The sequence below is a fragment of the Caballeronia sp. LZ029 genome, assembly GCF_031451275.1.
Lineage (GTDB): Bacteria > Pseudomonadota > Gammaproteobacteria > Burkholderiales > Burkholderiaceae > Caballeronia > Caballeronia jiangsuensis.
Window position 1 is genome coordinate 1,093,696 of record NZ_JARUXO010000001.1, and the last position, 23,163, is coordinate 1,116,858.

Annotated in this window: 23 protein-coding genes and 1 pseudogene; 14 read left to right on the top strand and 10 right to left on the bottom strand. The window is 62.5% G+C overall.

Going from position 1 to position 23,163, the window contains the following annotated elements; genetic code table 11:
* Nucleotides 1-62: 62 nt before the first annotated feature.
* The 3 genes and pseudogenes from aceF (at nucleotide 63) to lpdA (ending at nucleotide 3,836) form a co-directional block, all read left to right on the top strand.
* On the top strand, nucleotides 63-1,697 hold the full coding sequence (aceF, locus tag QCE73_RS05135) for a dihydrolipoyllysine-residue acetyltransferase (RefSeq protein ID WP_035506488.1): 1,635 nt from the start codon (nucleotides 63-65) through the stop codon (nucleotides 1,695-1,697).
* Nucleotides 1,698-1,772: 75 nt separating this feature from the next.
* A pseudogene (locus tag QCE73_RS05140) lies at nucleotides 1,773-1,964 on the top strand (biotin/lipoyl-containing protein); the annotation flags it as partial.
* A gap of 120 nt (nucleotides 1,965-2,084) precedes the next feature.
* Complete coding sequence (gene lpdA / locus QCE73_RS05145; RefSeq protein ID WP_309881911.1) at nucleotides 2,085-3,836, top strand: dihydrolipoyl dehydrogenase; 1,752 nt, start codon at nucleotides 2,085-2,087, stop codon at nucleotides 3,834-3,836.
* Nucleotides 3,837-3,998: 162 nt separating this feature from the next.
* Here lpdA and QCE73_RS05150 read toward each other — a convergent pair whose 3' ends face one another.
* Nucleotides 3,999-4,574, bottom strand: coding sequence for a phasin family protein (locus QCE73_RS05150; RefSeq protein WP_035506491.1), 576 nt, complete (start codon nucleotides 4,572-4,574; stop codon nucleotides 3,999-4,001).
* A 538-nt stretch (nucleotides 4,575-5,112) separates the two neighbouring features.
* On the bottom strand, nucleotides 5,113-5,553 hold the full coding sequence (locus tag QCE73_RS05155) for a hypothetical protein (RefSeq protein WP_309880067.1): 441 nt from the start codon (nucleotides 5,551-5,553) through the stop codon (nucleotides 5,113-5,115).
* On the opposite strand from QCE73_RS05155, the gene pbpG reads away from it, so the two are divergent.
* A complete protein-coding gene (pbpG, locus tag QCE73_RS05160; protein WP_309880068.1) occupies nucleotides 5,540-6,535 on the top strand; it encodes a D-alanyl-D-alanine endopeptidase in 996 nt (331 codons plus the stop codon). The two genes, QCE73_RS05155 and pbpG, sit on opposite strands and share 14 nt — an antisense overlap.
* A gap of 88 nt (nucleotides 6,536-6,623) precedes the next feature.
* On the opposite strand, the gene QCE73_RS05165 is transcribed toward pbpG, so the two are convergent.
* On the bottom strand, nucleotides 6,624-7,430 hold the full coding sequence (locus tag QCE73_RS05165; RefSeq protein ID WP_035506496.1) for an IclR family transcriptional regulator: 807 nt from the start codon (nucleotides 7,428-7,430) through the stop codon (nucleotides 6,624-6,626).
* A gap of 191 nt (nucleotides 7,431-7,621) precedes the next feature.
* Between QCE73_RS05165 and QCE73_RS05170 the strand changes: the two genes are divergently transcribed.
* Nucleotides 7,622-8,356, top strand: a complete 735-nt coding sequence (locus QCE73_RS05170; protein ID WP_309880070.1) for a (Fe-S)-binding protein — start codon at nucleotides 7,622-7,624, stop codon at nucleotides 8,354-8,356.
* A 25-nt stretch (nucleotides 8,357-8,381) separates the two neighbouring features.
* Nucleotides 8,382-9,794 carry a lactate utilization protein B gene (locus QCE73_RS05175; protein WP_309880072.1) on the top strand — a complete coding sequence of 471 codons (1,413 nt, stop codon included), beginning with the start codon at nucleotides 8,382-8,384 and terminating at the stop codon, nucleotides 9,792-9,794.
* A gap of 53 nt (nucleotides 9,795-9,847) precedes the next feature.
* Here QCE73_RS05175 and QCE73_RS05180 read toward each other — a convergent pair whose 3' ends face one another.
* Entirely contained in the window at nucleotides 9,848-10,384 is a 537-nt protein-coding gene (locus QCE73_RS05180; protein ID WP_309880074.1) for a hypothetical protein, read from the bottom strand.
* A 273-nt stretch (nucleotides 10,385-10,657) separates the two neighbouring features.
* On the opposite strand from QCE73_RS05180, the gene QCE73_RS05185 reads away from it, so the two are divergent.
* Nucleotides 10,658-10,876, top strand: a complete 219-nt coding sequence (locus QCE73_RS05185; protein ID WP_035506500.1) for a hypothetical protein — start codon at nucleotides 10,658-10,660, stop codon at nucleotides 10,874-10,876.
* 74 nt (nucleotides 10,877-10,950) lie between these two features.
* Here the strand turns inward: QCE73_RS05185 and QCE73_RS05190 are convergent, their stop codons facing one another.
* A complete protein-coding gene (locus QCE73_RS05190) occupies nucleotides 10,951-12,150 on the bottom strand; it encodes an amino acid aminotransferase (protein ID WP_309880076.1) in 1,200 nt (399 codons plus the stop codon).
* Between the two features lie 344 nt (nucleotides 12,151-12,494).
* Between QCE73_RS05190 and uvrB the strand changes: the two genes are divergently transcribed.
* From uvrB to QCE73_RS05220, 6 genes are all read left to right on the top strand, one after another.
* Entirely contained in the window at nucleotides 12,495-14,591 is a 2,097-nt protein-coding gene (uvrB, locus tag QCE73_RS05195) for an excinuclease ABC subunit UvrB (protein WP_035506505.1), read from the top strand.
* Nucleotides 14,592-14,956: 365 nt separating this feature from the next.
* Nucleotides 14,957-15,502, top strand: coding sequence for an iron transporter (locus QCE73_RS05200; protein WP_035506575.1), 546 nt, complete (start codon nucleotides 14,957-14,959; stop codon nucleotides 15,500-15,502).
* A gap of 55 nt (nucleotides 15,503-15,557) precedes the next feature.
* Nucleotides 15,558-15,890, top strand: coding sequence for a cupredoxin domain-containing protein (locus tag QCE73_RS05205; RefSeq protein WP_035506507.1), 333 nt, complete (start codon nucleotides 15,558-15,560; stop codon nucleotides 15,888-15,890).
* 67 nt (nucleotides 15,891-15,957) lie between these two features.
* Nucleotides 15,958-16,809 (top strand): FTR1 family protein, encoded by an 852-nt coding sequence (locus QCE73_RS05210; RefSeq protein ID WP_309880079.1) that lies wholly within the window; start codon nucleotides 15,958-15,960, stop codon nucleotides 16,807-16,809.
* Entirely contained in the window at nucleotides 16,806-18,209 is a 1,404-nt protein-coding gene (locus QCE73_RS05215; RefSeq protein WP_309880080.1) for a 4Fe-4S binding protein, read from the top strand. Before QCE73_RS05210 ends, QCE73_RS05215 begins: the two co-directional genes overlap by 4 nt.
* 38 nt (nucleotides 18,210-18,247) lie before the next feature.
* Nucleotides 18,248-18,661 carry a heme-binding protein gene (locus QCE73_RS05220; RefSeq protein ID WP_035506515.1) on the top strand — a complete coding sequence of 138 codons (414 nt, stop codon included), beginning with the start codon at nucleotides 18,248-18,250 and terminating at the stop codon, nucleotides 18,659-18,661.
* 277 nt (nucleotides 18,662-18,938) lie between these two features.
* On the opposite strand, the gene hemP is transcribed toward QCE73_RS05220, so the two are convergent.
* The 4 genes from hemP to QCE73_RS05240 all read right to left on the bottom strand — a co-directional run bounded on the left by hemP (nucleotide 18,939) and on the right by QCE73_RS05240 (nucleotide 21,265).
* Entirely contained in the window at nucleotides 18,939-19,187 is a 249-nt protein-coding gene (gene hemP / locus QCE73_RS05225; RefSeq protein WP_309880083.1) for a hemin uptake protein HemP, read from the bottom strand.
* A 144-nt stretch (nucleotides 19,188-19,331) separates the two neighbouring features.
* Entirely contained in the window at nucleotides 19,332-19,820 is a 489-nt protein-coding gene (locus QCE73_RS05230) for an SRPBCC family protein (protein ID WP_035506521.1), read from the bottom strand.
* A 39-nt stretch (nucleotides 19,821-19,859) separates the two neighbouring features.
* Nucleotides 19,860-20,258: an OsmC family protein gene (locus QCE73_RS05235; protein WP_238288022.1), complete on the bottom strand. Its 399-nt coding sequence runs from the start codon at nucleotides 20,256-20,258 to the stop codon at nucleotides 19,860-19,862.
* Nucleotides 20,259-20,392: 134 nt separating this feature from the next.
* Nucleotides 20,393-21,265 (bottom strand): pirin family protein, encoded by an 873-nt coding sequence (locus QCE73_RS05240; protein WP_309880085.1) that lies wholly within the window; start codon nucleotides 21,263-21,265, stop codon nucleotides 20,393-20,395.
* 165 nt (nucleotides 21,266-21,430) lie between these two features.
* Here QCE73_RS05240 and QCE73_RS05245 point away from each other — a divergent pair, with 165 nt between their 5' ends.
* Nucleotides 21,431-22,393 (top strand): LysR family transcriptional regulator, encoded by a 963-nt coding sequence (locus QCE73_RS05245; RefSeq protein WP_035506528.1) that lies wholly within the window; start codon nucleotides 21,431-21,433, stop codon nucleotides 22,391-22,393.
* A gap of 338 nt (nucleotides 22,394-22,731) precedes the next feature.
* On the opposite strand, the gene QCE73_RS05250 is transcribed toward QCE73_RS05245, so the two are convergent.
* On the bottom strand, nucleotides 22,732-23,154 hold the full coding sequence (locus QCE73_RS05250; RefSeq protein WP_035506530.1) for a biopolymer transporter ExbD: 423 nt from the start codon (nucleotides 23,152-23,154) through the stop codon (nucleotides 22,732-22,734).
* Nucleotides 23,155-23,163 lie beyond the last annotated feature (9 nt).

Consider the following 23,163-nt stretch of genomic DNA (forward strand, 5'->3'; position numbering starts at 1 on the left):
TTGTGACGCGGCCTCCTTCCGAAGCGGAAGGAGGCCCGCGTGCAACCCAGGAGACACTAATAATGAGTCAAGCGATCGAAGTCAAAGTGCCGGACATCGGCGATTTCAAGGACATCCCCGTGATCGAAGTGCTGGTCAAGGTGGGTGATACGGTCGAACCCGAACAGTCGCTCGTCACGCTCGAATCCGACAAGGCGACGATGGACGTGCCGAGTTCGGCGGCGGGCACCGTGAAGGAGGTCAAGGTCAAGGTCGGCGACAACGTGTCGGAAGGCACGCTGATCGTCGTGCTGGAAGGCGGCGCATCCGCTGCCGCGCCTGCCGCCAAGCAGGAAGCGGCCGCACCGGCGCCGGCGGCGGCGCCCGCTGCGGCGCCCGCGGCGAGCGGCGGCGGTTCCATCGAAGTGAAGGTGCCGGACATCGGCGACTTCAAGGACATTCCGGTCATCGAGATCGGCGTGAAGGTCGGCGACAAGGTCGAGAAGGAACAGTCGCTCGTCACGCTCGAATCCGACAAGGCGACGATGGACGTGCCGAGCCCCGAAGCGGGCACGGTGAAAGAGCTGAAGGTCAAGATCGGCGATACGGTTTCCGAAGGCACGCTGATCGTCGTGCTGGAAGGCGGCGCTGGAGCGGCTGCGCCCGCGGCGGCGCCCGCGCCCGCGAAGCCGGTCGAAGTGCCGTCCGATGCGCCCGTGAAACCCGCTCCCGCGAAAGAGGCGCCGTCCGCGCTCGCGCAGGCGCCCCTGATGCCTGCCGGCGACGGCACGCGCACGTCGAGCCACGCGTCGCCATCGGTGCGCAAGTTCGCGCGAGACCTGGGCGTCGATGTGTCGCGCGTGCGCGGCAGCGGTCCGAAAGGCCGCATCACGCAAGGCGACATCACCGCGTTCGTCAAGGGCGTGATGTCGGGACAGGGTGCGGCGCCCGCAGCGGCTGCACCGGCTGGCGGTGGCGGCGGCGAGCTGGGTCTCCTGCCGTGGCCGAAGATCGACTTCACGAAGTTCGGGCCGATCGATCCGAAGCCGCTGTCGCGCATCAAGAAGATCTCGGGTGCGAACCTGCATCGCAACTGGGTGATGATTCCGCACGTCACGAACAACGACGAAGCCGACATCACCGAGCTCGAAGAACTGCGCGTCAAGCTGAACAAGGAACACGAAAAGGCGGGCGTGAAGTTCACGATGCTCGCGTTCGTCATCAAGGCCGTGGTCTCGGCGCTCAAGAAGTTCCCGGACTTCAACGCGAGCCTGGACGGCGACAACCTCGTGTTCAAGAAGTACTACCACATCGGTTTCGCGGCCGATACGCCGAACGGCCTCGTCGTTCCGGTGATCCGCGACGCGGACAAGAAGGGCCTCGTCGATATCGCCAAGGAAATGGCGGAGCTGTCGAAGCTCGCGCGCGACGGCAAGCTCAAGCCCGATCAGATGCAGGGCGGCTGCTTCTCGATCTCGTCGCTGGGCGGCATCGGCGGAACGCACTTCACGCCGATCATCAACGCGCCCGAAGTCGCGATTCTCGGCCTGTCGCGCGGTCAGATGAAGCCGGTGTGGGACGGCAAGCAGTTCGTGCCGCGCCTCACGCTGCCGATGTCGCTGTCGTACGACCATCGCGTCATCGACGGTGCGGCCGCCGCGCGCTTCAACGCTTATCTGTCGGCGATTCTGGGCGATTTCCGTCGCGTCATTCTCTGATCTTCGGATCTGGCCGACGGCGGGACCTCGGGGCTTTGCCCTGAGGTTCCATCCGCACATCTCTTAGGGGACAACATGAGTCTCGTCGAACTAAAAGTACCCGACATCGGCGACTTCTCCGATGTCGATGTCATCGAAGTCAATATCAAACCCGGCGACAGCATCGAAAAGGAACAGGGCGTCATCACGCTCGAAACCGACAAAGCCACGATGGAAGTGCCCGCCGATGTCGCGGGCACGATCAAGGAAGTGAAGGTCAAGCAGGGCGACAAGGTCAGCCAGGGCTCGGTCATCGCGATGGTCGAAACGCAAGGCGCAGGCGCTGCCGCGGCACCCGCTGCCGCGCCGGCTCCCGCCGCTGCGCCCGCGAAGGCCGCGGGCGGCGCCGTGCAGGACGTGAAGGTGCCGGACATCGGCGACTTCAAGGACATTCCGGTCATCGAAGTGCACGTGAAGCCGGGCGATACGGTCGAGAAGGAGCAGTCGCTCATCACGCTCGAATCCGATAAAGCCACGATGGATGTGCCCTCTCCGGCTGCGGGCACGGTGAAGGAAGTGAAGGTGAAGGTCGGTGACAGCGTGTCGGAAGGCACGCTCGTCCTGACGCTCGAAGGCGGCGACGCGGCTCCCGCGGCCGCGCCGCAGAAGGCCGCTCCGGCAGCCGCCGCAGCCGCTCCGGCGTCCGCGTCCGCGCCCGCGCCGCAGGCGGGCAGCTACTCCGGCGCCGCCGATGTCGAATGCGACATGCTCGTGATCGGCGCCGGCCCCGGCGGTTACTCGGCGGCCTTCCGGTCCGCCGATCTCGGCATGAAGACGGTGCTCGTCGAACGTTATTCGACGCTGGGCGGCGTGTGTCTGAACGTCGGCTGCATTCCGTCGAAGGCGCTGCTGCACACCGCGCTCGTCATCGACGAAGCGGCGGAACTCGCGGCGCACGGCATCAGCTTCGGCGAGCCGAAAGTCGATCTCGACAAGCTGCGCGGCTTCAAGGAAGGCGTCGTCAAGAAGCTGACCGGCGGTCTCGCGGGCATGGCGAAGGCGCGCAAGGTGCAGGTCGTGACGGGCGTCGGCAGTTTCGTCGATCCGAACCATATGGAAGTGCAGGGCGCGGACGGCAAGAAGGTCGTGAAGTTCAAGCAGGCGATCATCGCGGCGGGCTCGCAAGCCGTGAAGCTGCCGTTCTTCCCGGACGATCCGCGTGTCGTCGATTCGACCGGCGCGCTCGAACTGCGTCAGTTGCCGAAGCGCATGCTGGTGGTGGGCGGCGGCATCATCGGCCTGGAAATGGCGACCGTTTATTCGACGCTCGGCGCGGACATCGATGTCGTCGAAATGCTCGATGGCCTGATGCTCGGCGCGGACCGCGATCTCGTGAAGGTCTGGGAGAAGTTCAATTCCAAGCGCTTCACGAACGTGATGCTCAAGACCAAGACGACCAAGGCCGAGGCCAAGGAAGACGGCATCTATGTGACCTTCGAAGGCGAGAAGGCTCCGAGCGAGCCGCAGCGCTACGACCTCGTTTTGCTCGCGGTCGGACGCAGCCCGAACGGCGGCAAGGTCGGCGCGGACAAGGCCGGCGTGGCGGTGACGGATCGCGGCTTCATCAACGTCGACAAGCAGATGCGCACCAACGTGCCGCACATCTTCGCGATCGGCGATCTCGTCGGCCAGCCGATGCTCGCGCACAAGGCCGTGCACGAAGGCCATGTCGCGGCGGAAGCGGCGCACGGCGAGAAGGCGTATTTCGACGCGTTGCAGATTCCGTCGGTGGCGTACACCGATCCGGAAGTGGCGTGGGCCGGCAAGACGGAAGACCAGTGCAAGGCCGAAGGCATCAAGTTCGGCAAGGCAGTGTTCCCGTGGGCCGCGTCGGGCCGCGCGATCGCGAATGGCCGCGACGAGGGCTTCACCAAGCTGATCTTCGATGAAGAGACGCATCGTGTGATCGGCGGCGGCATCGTCGGTCTTAATGCGGGCGATCTGATCAGCGAAGTGTGTCTCGCGATCGAGATGGGCGCGGATGCAACCGATATCGGCAAGACGATCCATCCGCACCCGACGCTCGGCGAATCGGTCGGGATGGCCGCCGAGCTGTACGAAGGCGTGTGCACGGACTTGCCGCCGCAGCGCAAGAAGTAAGCGTTCGCGCTTCGGGAAGTGCAAAGGCGCGCTCCTTCACCGGAGCGCGCCTTTTTCATTTGCAGCGCAAACGGCGGACGACAAACGACAAAAAACCCGGCACGGTGGCCGGGTTCTTCGTCATGCGTGCTGCATCAAACCGGGCAGGGCCCGGCGGCAAACTTACGCAACCGACTTCTTGGCAGCGCGCGAAGCTTGCTCGGTCGCTTGCGTAGCGGCCTTCGTCGCAGCCGTAGCGGCAGCGTTGAAGTTGCTTTCAGCGATTTCGACAGCTTGCTTCGTTGCCTTGTGAACCGTTTCGTACGTCGTGTTGGCAGCGGTGATAGCCGACTTCATCACGGCGACAGCCGTTTCCGAACCAGCCGGTGCGTTCTTCGCGACGTTGTCGACGAGCGTTTGCACCTTGCGGTTTTGCTCTTCGTACTGCGCTTCCGCGACGCGGGCGAATTCAGCTTGCGTGGCCGATGCGATTTCATACAGGTGACGGCCATACGACAGCACCTTTTCCGCGACCGGCTGCGTCAGGCTGGCTTGCAGCGCGAGCAGTTCTTGAGCGTCCTTGACCGACAGCGCGCGTTGCGCGTTTTCCTGGCTTTCGGCCAGCGTCGACTTCACGACTTGCAGGTTCAGTTCGACCAGCTTCTCGACGCCTTCGAACGCCTTGTTCGTCAGACCGAACAGCGTGTCGAAGTTAGCTTTTTGTGCAGCGGCGATTTGCTCGGGGGTCAACAGCGTCATCTCAGGCTCCTGATGGCCGACCCATCAAACGCGGGTCGTGGTTTGGGTAGATCCGGCGCGATGGACCTGGCCGGCTAGGTGCAACTGCAATTGGTGCGTCGCAACATGAGACCCATTTTAGAGATATTCCGATGGATGTCAAGCACTTTTTGTGCGCCGCACAATGAATCGAAATTGTATGTTAAACAAGGACTTAGTTGCTAGAAAAACGTGTGGGGGACGCATCCGTGGAAACCCTGAGCATCCAGGCTGCACATGGGCCTCCAGAGCTTCTGTTGCTCTTCACTGAAGTGGATGAGAACACGCCCGGATGAAGATTTGATGTTGCCCGCGCGCCCGAAGTCTGAGTCTTATCGCGATGCAAAACGAGAAGTTTCTGAAGATTGTCTTAATTTTAAGATGTTGCCGTACACCAAATTGTTGAAGAAACGTTAACATTTCGGCTGACCGATCTGTCGCGTGTTTGTTCGCGGCATCCGACCGCTCCCTCCGTCGATTCGAAGTTCTGCGTTTTGTCCGATTCGGTTCACACGTTTAACTAAAGTCGTGGAAAGTTTTGCCGATAGTGCGTTTGCCGTCGTGTAGAAAAGCGCGCTTTTGGCAGCACGGTTCCGCCGGGACGATCGTTTTTTCCGATCGAGGCGCGCTGTTGATCGGCAATATGCAATCCAGGCTTACAACTCAGTTTAACGAGTGCCGATAAGTGCTTAATATTGCTTAAATTTCGTTGCTTCACTACACTTGGCGGTACCCTCCAGCCGCCCAACAGAACACTAATGAAAACCGAAATGTTTTCGTCGTTGAAGGTGGTGCATGGCGTGGCAGTGCGCTCGGCATTGTCCATCGCTGTCTCCATCGCAGTAGCGACGTCCTTCGCAGCGGCTCCGGCTGAAGCCCTTGCAAAGACCGCCACGGCAACCAAGACCGCAAAGAAATCCACCGCGCAAGCCGAAAAGCCCGCGCGCGTGGCGAAAACCACGCTCAAGGCGCCGAAGGCCGCGAAAGCCGCCAAGGTCGCCGCCACGGATGACGACGACGATGCGCCCCGCGCGTCGCGCAAGCGTCGGGTGTCGTATCGCATGGAACCGCATGCGCGCCGCGGCGCGGTGCACGCGGTTGCGTTCCAGCCGCGCGCGACGTCGGTCGGCCAGGCGTTCGGCCTGCATGACACGCCCGACAGCCTCGCGTTGCGTTCGAGCGTGGCCTATGTCGTCGACCAGAACACGTCCGAGACGCTCTTCGACAAGAATTCGCGCGCCGTCGTGCCGATCGCGTCGATCACGAAACTCATGACGGCGATGGTCGTGCTCGACTCGCACATGCCGCTCACCGACGCGATCAGCGTCACCGACGAAGACCGCGACTACGAGAAGTTCACCGGTTCGCGCCTGGCGGTCGGTTCGGAACTGAATCGCGAGGACATGCTGCACATCGCGCTGATGGCGTCCGAGAATCGCGCGGCGGCTGCGCTGTCGCGTTATTACCCCGGCGGCCGTCCGGCGTTCATCGCCGCGATGAATGCGAAGGCGAAGTCGCTCGGCATGACCGACACGCACTTCGAGAACTCGACGGGTCTGACGAGCCAGAACGTGTCGAGCGCGCGTGATCTCGTGAAGATGGTGAACGCGGCATATCAATATCCGCTGATCCGCAAGTTCTCGACCGATCGCAGCTACGACGTCTTCACCGGCAAGCGCAACATTGCCTACAACAGCACGAACGCGCTGATCCGCAATGCGTCGTGGGATATCGGCTTGCAGAAGACGGGCTTCATCAACGAAGCGGGCGAATGTCTCGTGATGCAGGCGAACGTGAACGGCCGCCCGGTCGTGATCGTGCTGCTCGACTCATACGGCAAGTACTCGCGTTTCGCCGATGCGGGCCGCCTTCGTTCGTTTCTCGATACGCTCGGCGAGCCGCACATCATGAGCGCCGATATGGGCAGCGGCGCGAATCCTTGAGCGTCTGACTTTCGTCGGCTCGATCGGCCGACTCAAAAGAAAACGGGATTCGTCGAAAGACGAATCCCGTTTTTTCATGCAGTGCGGTTCAGCGGTGCGCGTGCGGCGCTTCGGCGGCCGCCTGTTCCGGGTGATACCCGAGCGACTGCGAGATTTCGAGCGCCGTGTGGCTCAGTTGCTTGAGCCAGGCGTCCTGCAGACGATCGGCGGGCGCGGACAGCGACAAACCCGCCACGAGCCGTCCGGTGTCATCGTAGATGCCGGCCGCGATGCAGCGCACGCCGAGCTCCAGTTCCTCGTTGTCGCGCGCGCAGGCTTGCTGGCGCACCAGCGACAGTTCGCGCTCGAGCTTCGAGAGATCGGTGATGCTGTTCTGCGTGTGGCCTGAGAGACCGGTGCGCATCGCATAGGCGCGCACGCGGGTGGCTTCGTCGGCGGCGAGGAACAGTTTTCCTACGGACGTCAGATGCAAAGGCGCACGGCCACCGATTGCCCGCACCACCTGCATGCCCGAGCGCTCGGAATACGCGCGCTCGATATAGACGATCTCATCGCCTTGCCGTACAGACAGATTGACGGTCTGGCCGGTCTGGCGATGCAGTTCGCGCATCGGCGGCATCGCGGCCTCGCGTACCGAGAGACGCGCCTTCACGAGATTGCCGAGTTCCAGCAACCGCATGCCGAGCCGGTAGGTGCCCGGATCGGAACGATCGACGAGACGGCACAGCACCATGTCGTTCAGGATGCGATGCGCGGTTGACGGATGCAGTTCCGTGCTCTGGGACAGCTCTTTCAGGCTGACGGGGTCAGTGTGGTCGGCGAGGGCGTCGAGAAGACGCATCATGCGCTCGATCACCTGAATGGATGTTTTGGATTCCGGGTTCGTATCGCTCATCGTGAAAAATCGGTTGATGCGTCAAACAGCGGAATGGCGATTGTATCTCATAATGTGAAAAAAGCGAACGCCGGTCAAAAAGATGCCCTTCGTCAATGGTGCTCGCGGACCTGCGCGAGCCCGACGGGCGGGACTTTCGCGGATAATCGTCGGTGCGTTCAATCACTTCTACAAAACAGGAAACGCCCTCAATGCGAGTCGGACTTTTCGTCACGTGTCTCATCGACATGATGCGCCCTGAAATCGGCTTCTCGGTGATCAAGCTGATCGAGCGGGCGGGTTTCGAAGTCGTCGTGCCGCCTTCGCAGACGTGTTGCGGCCAGCCCGCCTACAATTCGGGCGATCGTCCTCTCGCCCGCGATCTCGCCGAAAAAACGCTGCGCGAGTTCGAGCAGTTCGACTATGTCGTCGTGCCGTCGGGCTCCTGCGGCGGCATGATCCGCGCGCATTACGGCGATCTCTTTCGCGACGATCCGCAACTGATGGGCCGCTTCGCGCGCCTGCAGCCGCGTGTTTTCGAGCTGACCGATTTTCTCGTGAATGTCGCGAAGGCGCGCATGGAGCCCGGCGCGTTCGACGGCATGGTGACCTATCACGATTCCTGCTCGGGCCTGCGCGAACTCGGCGTGAAATCGCAGCCGCGCGATCTGCTCGCGCAGGCGGGCGTGCCGGTCACGGAGATGGCGGGCTGCGAGCATTGCTGCGGCTTCGGGGGCACGTTCGCGGTGAAGTACGGCGACATTTCGACTGCGATCGTCGATGAAAAGTGCGCGAACATCAAGGCGAGCGGGGCGGACACCGTCGTGCTCGGCGATCTCGGCTGCATGTTGAACATCGAAGGGCGCCTGCGCCGCACCGGCGATACGTCGACGCGCGTGCTGCACATCGCGCAGGTGCTTGCCGGCGACGCGCAAGGCCGCGCGTGAGCGCATCCTGACAGAGAGACCGCACATGCAAGTCCAGACGATGCATTTCAAGGCGCGCGCTACAGCCAAACTCGCCGACGAGCGCCTGCAACAGAATCTCACGAAGCTCTCGACCAAGTTCGTCAGCGCGCGCGCGAGCGCGGTGCGCGACATCGACTTCGAGGCGACCCGCGCGGCGCTGAAGGAGCGGCGCGATCGTGCGCTCGACAATCTCGACGTGTGGCTCGAAACCTTCGAGCGCGAAGCGACCCGGCGCGGCGCCACGGTGCTCTACGCCGAATCGACGCAGGATGCGGCCAGGCTCGTCGCGGATATCGCCCGCAAGCACGACGTGAAAAAGGTCATCAAGACGAAGTCGATGGTCTCGGAAGAGATGCAGTTGAATCGCGTGCTCGGCGAGATGGGCGTGCAGTCCATCGAGACCGACCTCGGCGAATACATCCTGCAGATCAACGACAACGAGCCGCCGAGCCACATCATCGCGCCGGTCGTCCACAAGGATAAGGAGCAGATCGCCGATCTCTTCGCGAAGACGCACAACAAGCCGCGCCTGACCGATATCCCCGAGATGACGCGCGAGGCGCGCGAAGTGCTGCGTCCGCATTTCATGTCGGCGGACATGGGCGTGACGGGCGGCAACTTTCTGATCGCGGAGACGGGATCGGTGGCGGTCGTCACGAACGAGGGCAACGAAGGCATGTGCACCGTGATGCCGCGCGTGCATGTCGCGGTGACGGGCATCGAAAAAGTGCTGCCGACGCTCGAGGATCTCGCAACCGCAATGCGCCTCCTGCCCCGCTCGGCGACCGGGCAGACGATCTCGAACTATTTCTCGCTGCTGACCGGGCCGCGGGCGGCGGACGAATCGGACGGGCCGGAGCACATGTATTTCGTGCTCGTCGATGGCGGGCGCACCGGGCTGATCGGCGGGGAATTTCAGGAGATGCTGCGCTGTATCCGCTGCGGCGCGTGCATGAATCATTGCCCGGTCTATCAGAAGATCGGGGGACATGCGTACGGCTGGGTCTATCCGGGCCCGATGGGATCGGTGCTGACGCCTGCGTATGTCGGGATCGACAAGGCGCTCGACCTGCCGCAAGCCGCGACGCTCTGCGGCGAGTGCAACAGCGTGTGCCCGGTGGGCATTCCGTTGTCGGATTTGCTGCGCAAGTTGCGCGAAAAGCAGATGGAGCGCCGCCTGCGGCCCTGGAACGAACGCGCCGCGCTCGCAGCCTGGGGCTATCTCGCGAAACGACCGGTTGCGTATGCGCTCTTCACGAAGCTCGCCGTGCGTGTGCTCGAACGCATGGGTGGCAACAAGAAAGCGATATCGCGCTTGCCGTTCGGCGGTGGATGGACCGGTACGCGCGACATGCCCGCGCCGGTCGGGCGGACCTTCAGAGAGTTGTACAAGGCGCAGCACTCGCATCTCGGATAGAAAAAGGCCACGGCAATCTGCCGTGGCCCGTATCGATGAGTGCGCTTTTCGCGTTATCCGCCGTAGCGTCCGAGGAAGCCGCGTGAATTTCCGCTCTCGCGGTTGCCGCCGTTTGCTGATGGCGGCGGGGCGCGATTCGGCCCCGGGGGTTGACCGCCGACAGCCTTGGGCATCGGCGCGCCGCTCGCCTGCGGAGGCGGAGGGGCTGGCGGACGACCGCCGCCCGCCTGCGGCGGCGGTCCGTTCTGGTGTCCGTTGCCGCCCGCTTGCGGCGGCGGCCCGCCCGGACCGCGATCGCGCGGCTGCTGGTTACTATGCCAGCCACCGGGCGGCGGCCGGCGCCAGCCCGGACCGTCATCCCAATAGCGGCTTCGACCAGGACCGTAATACGCAGGCCCCGAGTAATAACCGCCACCGACGACAACGCCCGGCTGAACCACCGGCGGTCCGCCGTAATATCCCCCGTAGCCCGGATCGTCGTAGACACCGGGATAGCCGCCGCCATAAGACGAGCCATCGGGATAAACCGCGCAGCCGCCTAGAAATGCTGCGGATGACGCGATGAGAAGACCAGCAACTGCGGATTTCATGATCTTTAAAGAACCTGTCGAACCATTACTGTATGAGACAACATCGGTGAGTGGATGTCCCCAACAACTTTGTAAGCTTTTATGACGGCCAGGCGTCATAAAGACGCGAGTCGGAGCATGCATTCGCGAGACATGCTTGTTGTCGCGAACGCAACAATCCTTTGCTTTTCAATGGCTTTTTAAGATCGGGACGATTCCGTAAAATTTGAAGTGTCCGGCAGTGGGTCACTAACGCTTGTAACCCGCTGCGACATCTCGACCAAAGGCAGTCCCATGAAAAAGACAATATCGACTTACTGGCCCGTCGCCATCGTGCTTCCGATCGCGCTGGCTTTCTGCATGCACGCCGGCGAAAGCGGCAGCGCGGCCATGCGCCACGAGGAAACCAGCGTTGCGGGCGTGAGCGCGGAGCTCGCGCGCGCGATTTCGCTAGGCTTCGTCGAGGACGACGACGCGACGCCCGCCGTGACGTCCGCGCAAAAGACGCTCTGAATCGCCGGTTTCGACGCGCAAAAAAATGGCGCCCGCGAAGGGCGCCATTTTCATTTGGAAGCTGCCGAGCCGGCTTACTTCAGCACGGCGGCGACGGCGTTAGCAACGGCGTCGAGGTTGCGCGTGTTCAGCGCGGCCACGCAGATGCGGCCGGTGCTCACGGCATAGATGCCGAATTCGTCGCGCAGACGATCGACTTGCGCCACCGTCAGGCCCGAGTACGAGAACATGCCGCGCTGCTTGCTGACGAACGAGAAGTCGCGATCGACGCCGCTCGCCTTCAGGCGCTCGACGAGACCGTTGCGCATCGCGCGGATGCGATCGCGCATTTCGCCCAGTTCCTGCTCCCAGGTCGCGCGCAGTTCCGGCGACGCCAGCACGGCCGCGACGATCGAGCCGCCGTGCGTCGGCGGGTTCGAGTAGTTCGTGCGGATCACGCGCTTGAGTTGCGACAGCACGCGAGCCGATTCTTCCTTGCCCGTCGTGATGATCGACAGCGCGCCGACGCGCTCGCCGTACAGCGAGAACGACTTCGAGAACGACGACGAGACGAACACGTTCAGATCGGCGGCGGCGAACAGACGCACGGCGGCGGAGTCCGCGTCGATGTTGTCCGCGAAGCCCTGATACGCCATGTCGAGGAACGGCACGAGGTTCTTTGCCTTCACGACTTCCACGATCTGCTTCCACTGATCGTCCGACAGATCGACGCCCGTCGGGTTGTGGCAGCACGCGTGCAGCACGACGACGGTGCCCGGCGCGTAGCCGTTGAGCGCCGCGAGCATGCCGTCGAAGTTCACGCCGTGCGTGGCGGCTTCGTAATACGGGTAGTTGACCACCTCGAAACCGGCGCCTTCGAAGAGCGCGCGATGGTTTTCCCAGCTCGGATCGCTGATCGCGACGATCGCGTTCGGATTCAGGCGCTTCAGGAAGTCCGCACCGATCTTGAGCGCGCCCGTGCCGCCGAGCGCCTGCGCCGTCACGACGCGGCCCGCGGCGATCAGCGGCGAGTCGTCGCCGAGCAGCAGTTTCTGCACGGCCGAGTCATAGGCGGCGATGCCGTCGATCGGCAGATATCCGCGGGGCAGCGCGGCATCGACGCGCGCTTTTTCGGCTTCGCGCACGGCGCGCAGGAGCGGAATCTTGCCTTCCTCGTTCGTGTACACGCCGACGCCCAGATTGACTTTGGTCGTGCGCGTATCGGCGTTGAAGGCTTCGTTGAGGCCCAGGATCGGGTCGCGGGGAGCGAGTTCGACGGCAGAGAAAAGAGACATGATCTATCGGCAGTGAGGGAAGGACGTGCGGCAGGATGCAAACGGATGATGTGTGGCGATAAGCGGCTCAAAACCGTTATGCCAGTCGCACATTGTAGCGAATCCGGTGTGGCTTTTCGGACGAATATGGTGCGAATGCGCGTGCTTTTCGGCCCTTTTTTATATCGATGCACGCGAAATCGACGATAAAAAAGGGCGCGAAGGTGCGCGCTTGAGATTGCCGATCCATGCCCAATCTGACGACGATAACCCTTCCGAATCCCGGTCACGTCATGGCGAGCGCGCGCATTGCGTACGACGCTAGAATGCTTGTTTGCGCCTGACGTTGACTCTCTCGATCTCTCATGTCCGACACTCTCATCGAATCACCCGAAGAACTGGACGAATCGAAGTTCGTCACGTTCGAAGGTTCGCCATTTCAGCTCTATCAGCCGTATCCGCCCGCGGGCGATCAGCCGGAAGCCATTTCGACGCTCGTCGAAGGCATCGAGGACGGCCTCTCGTTCCAGACGCTGCTCGGCGTGACCGGCTCGGGCAAGACCTTCACGATGGCGAACGTGATCGCGCGCATGGGCCGCCCGGCGATCGTCTTCGCGCCGAACAAGACGCTCGCGGCGCAGCTTTACGCCGAGTTCCGCGAGTTCTTTCCGCGCAATGCCGTCGAGTACTTCGTCTCGTACTACGACTACTATCAGCCGGAAGCGTATGTGCCGCAGCGCGATCTTTTCATCGAGAAGGATTCGTCGATCAACGAGCACATCGAGCAGATGCGGCTTTCGGCCACGAAGAGCCTGCTCGAGCGGCGCGACGTCGTGATCGTCGCGACCGTGTCCGCGATCTACGGTATCGGCAATCCGTCCGAGTATCACAAGATGATTCTCACGCTGCGCACGGGCGACAAGCTCGGCCAGCGCGACGTCATCGCGCGTCTGATCGCGATGCAGTACACGCGCAACGAAGCCGATTTCCAGCGCGGCTCGTTTCGCGTGCGCGGCGACACCATCGATATTTTCCCGGCGGAGCACGCGGAAATGGCGGTGCGCGTCGAGCTTTTCGACGATGAAGTCGAATCGATGATGCTCTTCGATCCGCTCACCGGCCGCGTGCGCAACAAGATTCCGCGCTTCACCGTGTATCCGTCGTCGCACTATGTGACGCCGCGCGATACCGTGATGCGCGCGATCGAAACCATCAAGCTCGAACTGCGCGAGCGGCTCGAGTTTTTCCATGGCGGCGGCAAGCTCGTCGAAGCGCAGCGGCTGGAACAGCGCACGCGCTTCGATCTGGAAATGCTCCAGGAGCTCGGCTTCTGCAAGGGCATCGAGAATTACTCGCGGCACTTTTCGGGCGCGGCGCCGGGCGAGCCGCCGCCGACACTCGTCGACTATCTGCCGCCCGACGCGCTGATGCTGCTCGACGAGTCGCACGTCTTGATCGGCCAGTTGAACGGCATGTACAACGGCGATCGCGCGCGCAAGGAAAATCTCGTCGACTATGGTTTTCGCATGCCGTCCGCGCTCGACAACCGGCCGCTCAAGTTCAACGAGTTCGAGCGCAAGATGCGGCAGGCGATCTTCGTTTCCGCGACGCCCGCCGACTACGAAAAGCAGAAGGCGGGGCAGGTGGCCGAGCAGCTCGTGCGGCCGACCGGTCTGGTCGATCCTGAAATCGAGGTGCGTCCGGCGCGCTCGCAGGTCGACGATGTGCTGTCGGAGATCAACGCGCGCGTCGCCGTGCATGAGCGCGTGCTCGTCACCGTGCTCACGAAGCGCATGGCCGAGCAGCTGACCGAGTTTCTCGCCGATCACGGCGTGAAGGTGCGCTATCTGCACAGCGACATCGACACCGTCGAGCGCGTGGAGATCATCCGCGACCTGCGGCTCGGCACGTTCGACGTGCTCGTCGGCATCAACCTGCTGCGCGAGGGTCTCGATATTCCCGAAGTGTCGCTCGTCGCGATTCTCGACGCCGACAAGGAAGGCTTCCTGCGCGCCGAGCGCTCGCTGATCCAGACGATCGGCCGGGCGGCGCGTAACGTGAACGGCAAGGCGATTCTCTACGCCGACAACATGACCGACTCGATGAAGCGCGCGATCGGCGAAACCGAGCGGCGCCGCGAGAAGCAGATCGCGCACAACCTGAAGATGGGCATCACGCCGCGCGGCGTCGAGAAGCGCATCAAGGACATCATCGATGGCGTCTACAACGCCGACGAAGCCCGCGCCGAACTCAAGGAAGCGCAGACGCGCGCGAAGTTCGAAGACATGTCGGAGAAGCAGATCGCGAAGGAAATCAAGCGCCTCGAGAAGCAGATGATGGATCACGCCAAGAATCTCGAATTCGAAAAGGCGGCGCAGACCCGCGACCAATTGGCGCTCCTGCGACAGCGCGTGTTCGGCGCGAACGTCGGCGATCATGTGAGCGGCATCGGCGGAAAGTAAGCTATATGTAAGTAAAATTGCGCTGAAACCCGGAAAGCGCGGCGAAACGAATGTTCGCCGCGCTTTTTATTGCTTTGAGAAATCGCGCGATCCCGCGAAAAGCCTTACCGCGCCTAGGTCTGTAAGCTCGCCCAAATTGTTGCGGGTGTCGAACGATGCTAAACTGACGAACATTGAGAATGGTTCGTATTAACGTTCACAGAGTTGTGCTAATGCGTCTCTGCGACAGGTCGATGCGGACGTTCCAACGGGAGGTATTGCCCCGGCCGACGCTTCTCTTTGAGGCGTCCGGCGCGCCGGTCCGGTACTTCAGTGGCGAGGCTCGCGTGGCACGCGCGCCAGTCGATAACAACAAGGAGTTTCTGATGGGTTCAACGTTGATGCGCGGCCTCGTCGCCGCCGCAGGTCTCACGGCGATGATGGCAGCATCGGCCGCCGAATATCCGATCGGCAAGCAGCACATCGAAGGCGGCATGGAAACGGGCGCGGTGTATCTGCAGCCGATCACGATGGCGCCGGAAGGCATGATGCGCAAGGCGTCGGATTCGGACATTCACCTCGAGGCGGACATCCACGCGGTCAAGAACAACCCGACCGGTTTCGCCGAAGGCGACTGGATGCCGTATCTGAACGTCACGTATGAACTCACGAAGGTCGGCACGACGCAGACCCTCAAGGGCGATCTGATGCCGATGGTCGCGAGCGACGGCCCGCATTACGGCGATAACGTGAAGCTCTTCGGCCCTGGCAAATATCACCTGAAGCTGCACATCTCGCCGCCTTCGCAGGAAGGTCATATGGCGTTCGGCCGTCACACGGACAAGGAAACGGGCGTGGGTCCGTGGTTCAAGCCGTTCACGATCGAATACGACTTCCCGTTCGCGGGCATCGGCAAGAAGGGCGGTTACTGATCGTCGCAGGCGCCCGGCATCCCGGACCGGGCGCGTTCATCCTCAGGAAGTACGCATGAAACTGAAAATTCAGGTGGCCGCGCTCGCGATGTCCGTGTTCGCCTCCGGGACCGCGCTCGCCGCCGACCTGCCGACGTTCAAGCTCGAGATGAACGACGGCAAGCTCAATCCGGCGCGCATCGAGGTGCCGGCGGGGCAGCGCATCAAAATCGAAGTGCACAACATCGGCAAGGGCGCCGCCGAGTTCGAAAGCGTGCAGTTGCGCAAGGAGAAAGTCCTCGCGCCGGGCGCCGATTCGTTCGTCGTGATCGCGCCGCTGGACCCGGGCGAATACAAGTTTTTCGACGACTTTCATCAGTCCGCGCAGGGCGTGATCGTCGCGAAATAAGTGTCGTGCCGACGCGAGGCGTCATGTCACGCGCGGCCGATCGAAGTGGAATTGCTGGAGGTTTGAAATGGGGCAGGTACTTTTCATCGTGTGGCGAGAGAGCGTCGAGGCGTTGCTCGTCGTCGGCATTCTCTACGCGTGGCTGAAGAACGGCGATCATCAGGCGCGCCGTGGCCTGCCTTATCTGTGGGCCGGTGTCGTCATCGGCCTGGTCGCGGCGGTGGCGCTGGGCGCCGCGCTGATCGGCTTCACCGAAGTGCTGTCGGGCAATGCGCAGGATTACTTCCAGACCGCGATGGTGCTGGTCGCGTGCGTGCTGATCGTGCAGATGGTCCTGTGGATGAAGCGCCACGGCCGCACGCTCAAGCGCGACATGGAGTCGTCGCTGCAAAAGAGCACGCAGGACGGGCATTGGTGGGGCATCGCGCTGCTCGTCGCGCTCGCGATCGCGCGTGAGGGCAGCGAAACCGCCGTGTTCCTGTATGGCGTCGGCTTCGGCCAGTCAGGGCATGTCGACGTGTCGCAGTATGTCGCGATCATCATCGGCTTCGGCCTCGCGCTGCTGACGTTCTATGTGCTGCAACTCGGCGGCAAGATCTTCTCGTGGCGCACGTTCTTCCGCGTCACCGAAATCATGTTGCTGTTCCTCGCGGCGGGCCTGTTCGAAACCGGCGTCGACAAGCTGATCGACATGGAAGTGCTGCCGGTCATCGTCAATCAGGTGTGGAACACGTCGTGGCTGCTCGACGATTCGAGTACCTTCGGCTCGCTCGTTGCTACACTCACGGGTTATCGCGCGCATCCGGCGGGCATGAACCTCGTCGCGTATGCGCTGTACTGGATCGTCATCTATCTCCTGATGCGCCATTCGAAAAATCAGATGGCGCAAAAACAAAAGGCGGCAAGCCGTCCAGCATGAGTTCTGTGATACCTAGACCGGGCCGGCTGCAACAAGCCGGTCACTGGATGCAACGTCACGGCAGCGCGATCCGCATGATTCAGTGGGTCGTCGTTGCCGTGTACGCGTTTCTGATCGCCGTTCCCGCCGTGATGCCGCTGCCCGATGGCTCCGCGCATTTGTGGAGCAATCTCACGCTCGCCGCGCAGTTCGTGTTCTGGGGCATCTGGTGGCCGTTCGTGCTGCTGTCGATGGTCATGCTCGGCCGCGTCTGGTGCGGCGTGTTGTGTCCCGAAGGCGCGCTGTCGGAATTCGCGAGCAAGTTCGGCCGCGGCTGGGCGATTCCGCGCTGGATGCGCTGGGGCGGCTGGCCCTTCGTCGCGTTCGGACTGACGACGATCTACGGCCAGATGGTCAGCGTCTATCAGTATCCGAAAGCGGTGCTGCTCGTGCTTGGCGGCTCGACCGTGGGCGCGATGATCATCGGCGTGCTGTATGGCCGCGAGAAGCGCGTGTGGTGCAAGTATCTGTGCCCGGTGAACGGCGTGTTCTCGCTGCTCGCGCGGCTCGCGCCGTTCCACTACAAGGTCAGCGAAGACGCGTGGCGTCGCTCGTACAAAGAGGGCGAGCACGGTCATCGCGTGATTCCGATCAACTGCGCGCCGCTCGTCCCGCTGCGCAACATGAAGGGCGCCGCCGACTGTCACATGTGCGGCCGATGCAGCGGCCATCGCGATGCGATCGCCCTCACGTGGCGCTCGCCGTCGGAAGAAGTCGTGACGCTCGGCGACAAGGCCGCGAATCCGTGGGACACCGCGCTGATTCTGTATGGTCTGCTCGGCATCGCGATCGGCGCGTTCCACTGGACCGTGAGCACGTGGTTCGTCGACCTGAAGCAATATCTCGCGGCGTGGCTCATCGATCGCAATATTCTCTGGCCGCTCGATACCAACGCGCCGTGGTTCCTCTTCACGCATTATCCGGAGCAGAACGACGTCTTCTCGTGGCTCGACGGGACGATGGTGATCGGCTATATCGTCGTGACAGGAATCGTGTATGGCACCGCGTTGCTCGCGCTCCTCGCGATCGGCACGCGCATGCTCGGCAAGATGAACGCGACGCGCCTGCACCATCTGACGCTCGCGCTGATCCCGATTGCGGGCGTCGGCGTGTTTCTCGGCCTGTCCGCGACCACGGTATCGCTGTTGCGCGCGGAGCATTTGCCGTTGTGGTGGGTGCCGGGTCTGCGCCTCGGTTTGCTCGGCGCGGCGAATTTGTGGAGCGCGTGGCTCGCGTGGCGCGTGACGGGCCGCTATGCGTCGACGCTTGTTCCCCGCGTGCTCACGATGGTATGGTTTGTCGCTGCGCTGGCCGTCGCGGACAGCGCGTGGTACCTGATGTTCTGGGGCTTCAGTCGATAAACCGTCCACGCCGTCACGCGCGGCAACGAGAGCGAGAAGTGAGAACCAAACCCGTACTGACCGATGAAGACGTCAAGGCCATGGCCGCCGCCGCGGAGGCGCATGCCAGGGAACACAACTGGAACGTGACGATTGCGATCGTCGACGATGGCGGGCATCTGCTGCATCTGCATCGTCTGGACGGGGCGGGCGCGAGCACCGTCGAAATGGCGACGGGCAAGGCGCGCACCGCCGTGCTCGGCCGCCGCGAAACCAAGGTCTACGAAGACACCATCAAGCAGGGCCGCACGGCCTTCCTTAGCGCGCCCATGACCGCGATGCTCGAAGGCGGCGTGCCGATCTTCGTGGGCGCGGATATCGTCGGGGCGGTGGGCGTGTCGGGCGTGAAGTCGGATCAGGATGCGCAGATCGCGAAAGCGGGTATCGCGGCGCTGGGTATCGAGAACGTCTGAAGCTTTCGTGCGATGCGCGCAATAAAAATGGCACGTCTTCGTCACGAAGGCGTGCCATTCTGTTTCCGATGCGGCGCTCGTCGGCGCGCATCGTGTGAACCCAAGCAGGAACCAAAAAAAGCGGCTTCGCTTGCTATCGACGACTGGCTGGTATTTGCACGAAGGGGTCTAAATTCTCGCGTGCAAGTCGTCCTCGCTGGCTAAGGCCAAACACCTCTTGGCGAGGTGGTCCCCACAATACCCGGTACGTACTGCTGTTCTTTGCCTGTCTGGCGCGTTACTTCGTCAGGATCAGTTTGCCCAGACGCGTCGCGCGCAACTGATAAATCTCCCCGTTATGCACGATGCTCACGTGGCTGCGTCCCTGCAGCAGCGCGTCGCTCTTGAGCGAGCGCTCGGCGTTGCTTTCCGCTGCGTGCGCGACGTGAACGGTCGTGACGGTCGTCGCCTTCGGGCGGGTGATCGCGGCGTCGCGGACAGCCGGGCGGCGCAGCCTGAGCGTGGAGGATCGCAGCGTGTCGGTCATGTCGGAAGTGTGCGTTCGTTGATTCGATGGGTCTATAGTAAATGATAACTATTCCTATTTGCAACTAGACTTTCCGATTGAAGCGCAACTTTTGATAGCCAATCTCGATGCGGCGAAGCATTCGTCGCCGCATCGGCGCTACGCTCAATGCAGCGGATTTTCGTCCTTGCGGCCGTGCACGAACTGGCGAATCAGCCGCACGGTGTCGATATCCGACTCCCGATAGGCCGATTTCACGATCTCCTGCGTCTGACGCTCGTCGGGCGTGGCGTTCTCGTTCTCCGGCAGCGTCGTGCTGTAGGTGAAGCGCAGGAATAGCTGAAGCGAATCGGGCTGCACGATCGCCATCGTGAGGGAGCCGCCGACGTAATCGGCAGTCGGCAGGATGTCATAGCGCACGCTCGACCCGGGCGTCAGCGTCACGCGATCGCGCACGGTGGCCTGGCCGTAGTGCAGTTCGCGCTCCATCGTGTCGCCATCGCGCGAGAGGATGTCGCAACTATCCAGCCCCAACACGAACAATTGTGGCTGCTCCGCGCGCAGGACGAGCCCTTCCCAAAGTTGTTCGGGGGTGAGCGAGTCGACGAGCGGGTTGAGCGGATCGTTGATCTGGATCAGGTGTTCGAAATTCAAGACGACGTTTCCTTGGACGTTCGTGGTGCCCGCGATGCATCACTGCGGCGTGAGACCGGAGTCGATGCGAATCGCGCCGGACAGAACCTTGTGGATCGGGCACGCGTTGGCAATTTGCAAAAGCCGTTCCCGCTGTTCATCGGACAACGCACCGTGGAGCGAGATGCGGCGATCGATGTTCGTGCCTTCCGCGGTGCTCTTCATCGACAACTCGACGTGGACGCCTTCCAGCGGCCATTCCTTGCGCTTCGCGTACATCTTCAGCGTGATGGATGTGCACGCGCCGAGACTCGAAAGCAGCAGCGACGCCGGTTCCGGTCCCGTATCGCCGCCGCCGAGGCTTGCCGGCTCGTCGGCGATCCATGAATGCGTGCCATCTGCGAGACGGACTTGATAGTCGATATTGCCGATGTCGGCGGTCACGGAAGGTCCGGCCATGCGTTGCTCCTTGTTTTGAGAGGGACTGCAAGAATGACGAAAAACGGCGCGGCAAGAACGGTCATTGTGACGCAATGTGTCCGTTCATGCCGCACCGTCTCGTCGAATGCGCGCTGGTACGCGGGCGAGGGCGCTCAGTGCGTGATCGCGCCCATCCGGCCCGCCTGATAGTCGACCACCGCCTGACGGATCTCGTCCTCCGTATTCATCACGAACGGGCCGTAGCGCACGACCGGCTCCTTCAACGGCACGCCGCCGATCAGCAGCAGCTCGACGGGCTCATCGCTCGCGGCGAGCGCGATCGTATCGCTGTCGTCGCGAAAGATCACCATCTGCTGCGCGCGAACTGGCTGGCTTTGCGGACCATACAGCGCGGTGCCCGACAGCGGATAGGCGAACACGCGGTAATCGCGTGGCACCGTCAGCTCGATCCGCGCACCCGGCTTCAGCGAAAAGTGCTGATACAGAATGGGCGTGCGCGTTTCGATCGCGGCCTTCACGCCTAGCGCTTCGCCCGCGATCACCTTCACGCTGACCTTGCCGTCCTCGCTGGTCGCGACAGGAATCTGCGCCGACAGAATCTCCTGATAGTGCGGCGCGATCATCTTGTCGCGCTGCGGCAGGTTCACCCAGAGCTGCAGGCCGTGCACGCGGCCGCCACGACGCGTGAACTCCTCGGCCGGCATTTCGCTATGCACGACGCCCGCGCCGGCGGTCATCCATTGCACGTCGCCGGGGCGCAGCGTGCCCGAATGACCCGCCGAGTCCTTGTGGCCGAACTCGCCTTCGAGCATGTACGTCACGGTCTCGAAACCGCGATGCGGATGATCGGGCGCGCCCTTCGCCTCGCCGGGCGCGTAATCGGCGGGGCCCATTTCGTCGAGGAGAAGGAACGGGTCGAAATCCATCAGGAGACGGGTCGGAAACGGGCGATGCACGACAAATCCGCCGCCTTCGACAGTGCGGGTCGCCGGAATGATGCGTTCGATGCTGCGGCTGGTGGACATGGTTGCCTCGTGTCGCGTATGCGGAAATAGGGGAATAGCGATAAATTTGAAACACAGGTCTATTATATGGGCCGCGTTTCACGGTAAAAGACGCTGCCGCGCAATGGATTGTCGCGCTGGCGATAACGAACCGCGTCAACTCGATTCCCTGTCTCCCGAGCGACCATGAAAGCCGACTCGCATGATTTGAACGATCTGATGTATTTCTCGCACGTCGTCGAGCACGGCGGATTTTCGGCTGCGGAGCGCGTGCTCGGCATCTCGAAGTCGCGTCTGTCTCGGCGTGTGTCTGAACTCGAGGCGTCGCTCGGCGTGCGCCTGTTGCAGCGCTCGACACGCAAGCTCGCGCTCACCGAAGCCGGACAGCTTTTCTACCAGCATTGCCAGGCGATGCTCGCGGAGGCCCAGGCGGCCGTCAACGTCGTGCAGAGCCTGCGCGATTCGCCGCGCGGCACCGTGCGCGTGAGCGTGCCCGTGACGATCGCGCAGACGTTTCTCTCCGCGGTGATGCCGGATTTCATGCATCGTTATCCGGAAGTGCGCGTCGTGCTGCGCGTGACGAATCGTGTCGTCGATCTGTTCGAGGATGCCATCGATGTCGCGCTGCGCGTGCGCTCGGAGCCGCCCGCGAGTTCGAACGTCGTCGCGCGGCCGCTGTGGCGCACGGAGCAGATGCTGGTTGCGGCGCCGTCGCTCTTGAAGTCGAACGCGCCACCGATGACGCCCGCCGAGCTCGCCCAATACGACACGATCGACACGCCCTCCGCCGATGGCCGCCACGTTTATCGCCTGATCGCGCCGGACGGCACGCGCCACGAGTTCGAGCACGAGCCGCGGCTCGTCACGGCAGACCTGTCGATGATCCGCGAAGCGGTGATGCGCGGAGTCGGCATCGCGGCGTTGCCCGAGATGATGTACGGCGCGCCGCTGCGAACGGGGCAACTCTCGCCGGTGATGCCGGGCTGGACGTTTCCGTCGCCGCAACTTTATGCGGTCTTTCTGTCGCGCCAGGGCATGGTGCCCGCCGTGCGCGCTTTCGTGGATTTTCTCGTCGAGTCGATAGGTAGCGGCCAGCGCTTCCCCGGAGAATGTCCTGTTCAGGAAGCGCCGGAACGGGAAACAGTTTGACCGCATCCGCGTTTGTCATTGGTTTATGACATTGAAGTGCGCGTTTGCGATGGTCAGATTCAATTGAACGTCCCTCATCGCGGCGGTATATTGAAACCTCCTTCGCTAAGGAGCTCCTTATGCGAAAACTCACGGCTGCTCTGATAGTTAGCCTGATAGGGTTGATTGCGCTGTCCGTGTCGACCACGGCTGCCGCATGTGACGGGACTTCTGGTTCTGGCTATTCGAACCCAAAGTGACCGCCTCACCCGAATGCGCCGAGTGCGCACGAAAAAAGGCCTTCATCTGACGATGAAGGCCTTTTACTTTTGAGGCTGCTTGCTGCCTTATTTGCCGCCTTATTTGCCGTTTTTGGGCTCCGTGACGAAACCGATCTTCGTCAGTCCGCCTGCCTGCGCCGCCGACATCAGATCGGCGACTTTCTCGTACGCCACCTGACGGTCCGCGCGCAGATGAATCTCCGGCTGCGGATTCTGCTGCGAGGCCTGCGCGATGCGCGCGTTGAGCGTCGCTTCGTCGATCGGCTGATCGTCCCACAGCGTCGTGCCGTCGGCCTTGATCGCGATATTCACATGCGCGGGCTTCTCGTCCTGCGGCTGGCTGCTCGCGTGCGGCAGGTCGATCTTGACCGCGTGATGCATGGCCGGAATCGTGACGAGGAAGATGATCAGGAGAACCAGCATGACGTCGACGAGCGGCGTCATGTTGATCTCGCTCATCATGCCGTCGTCTTCGTCTCCGGCGAAAGGGCTCATGGCCATTGCGAACCT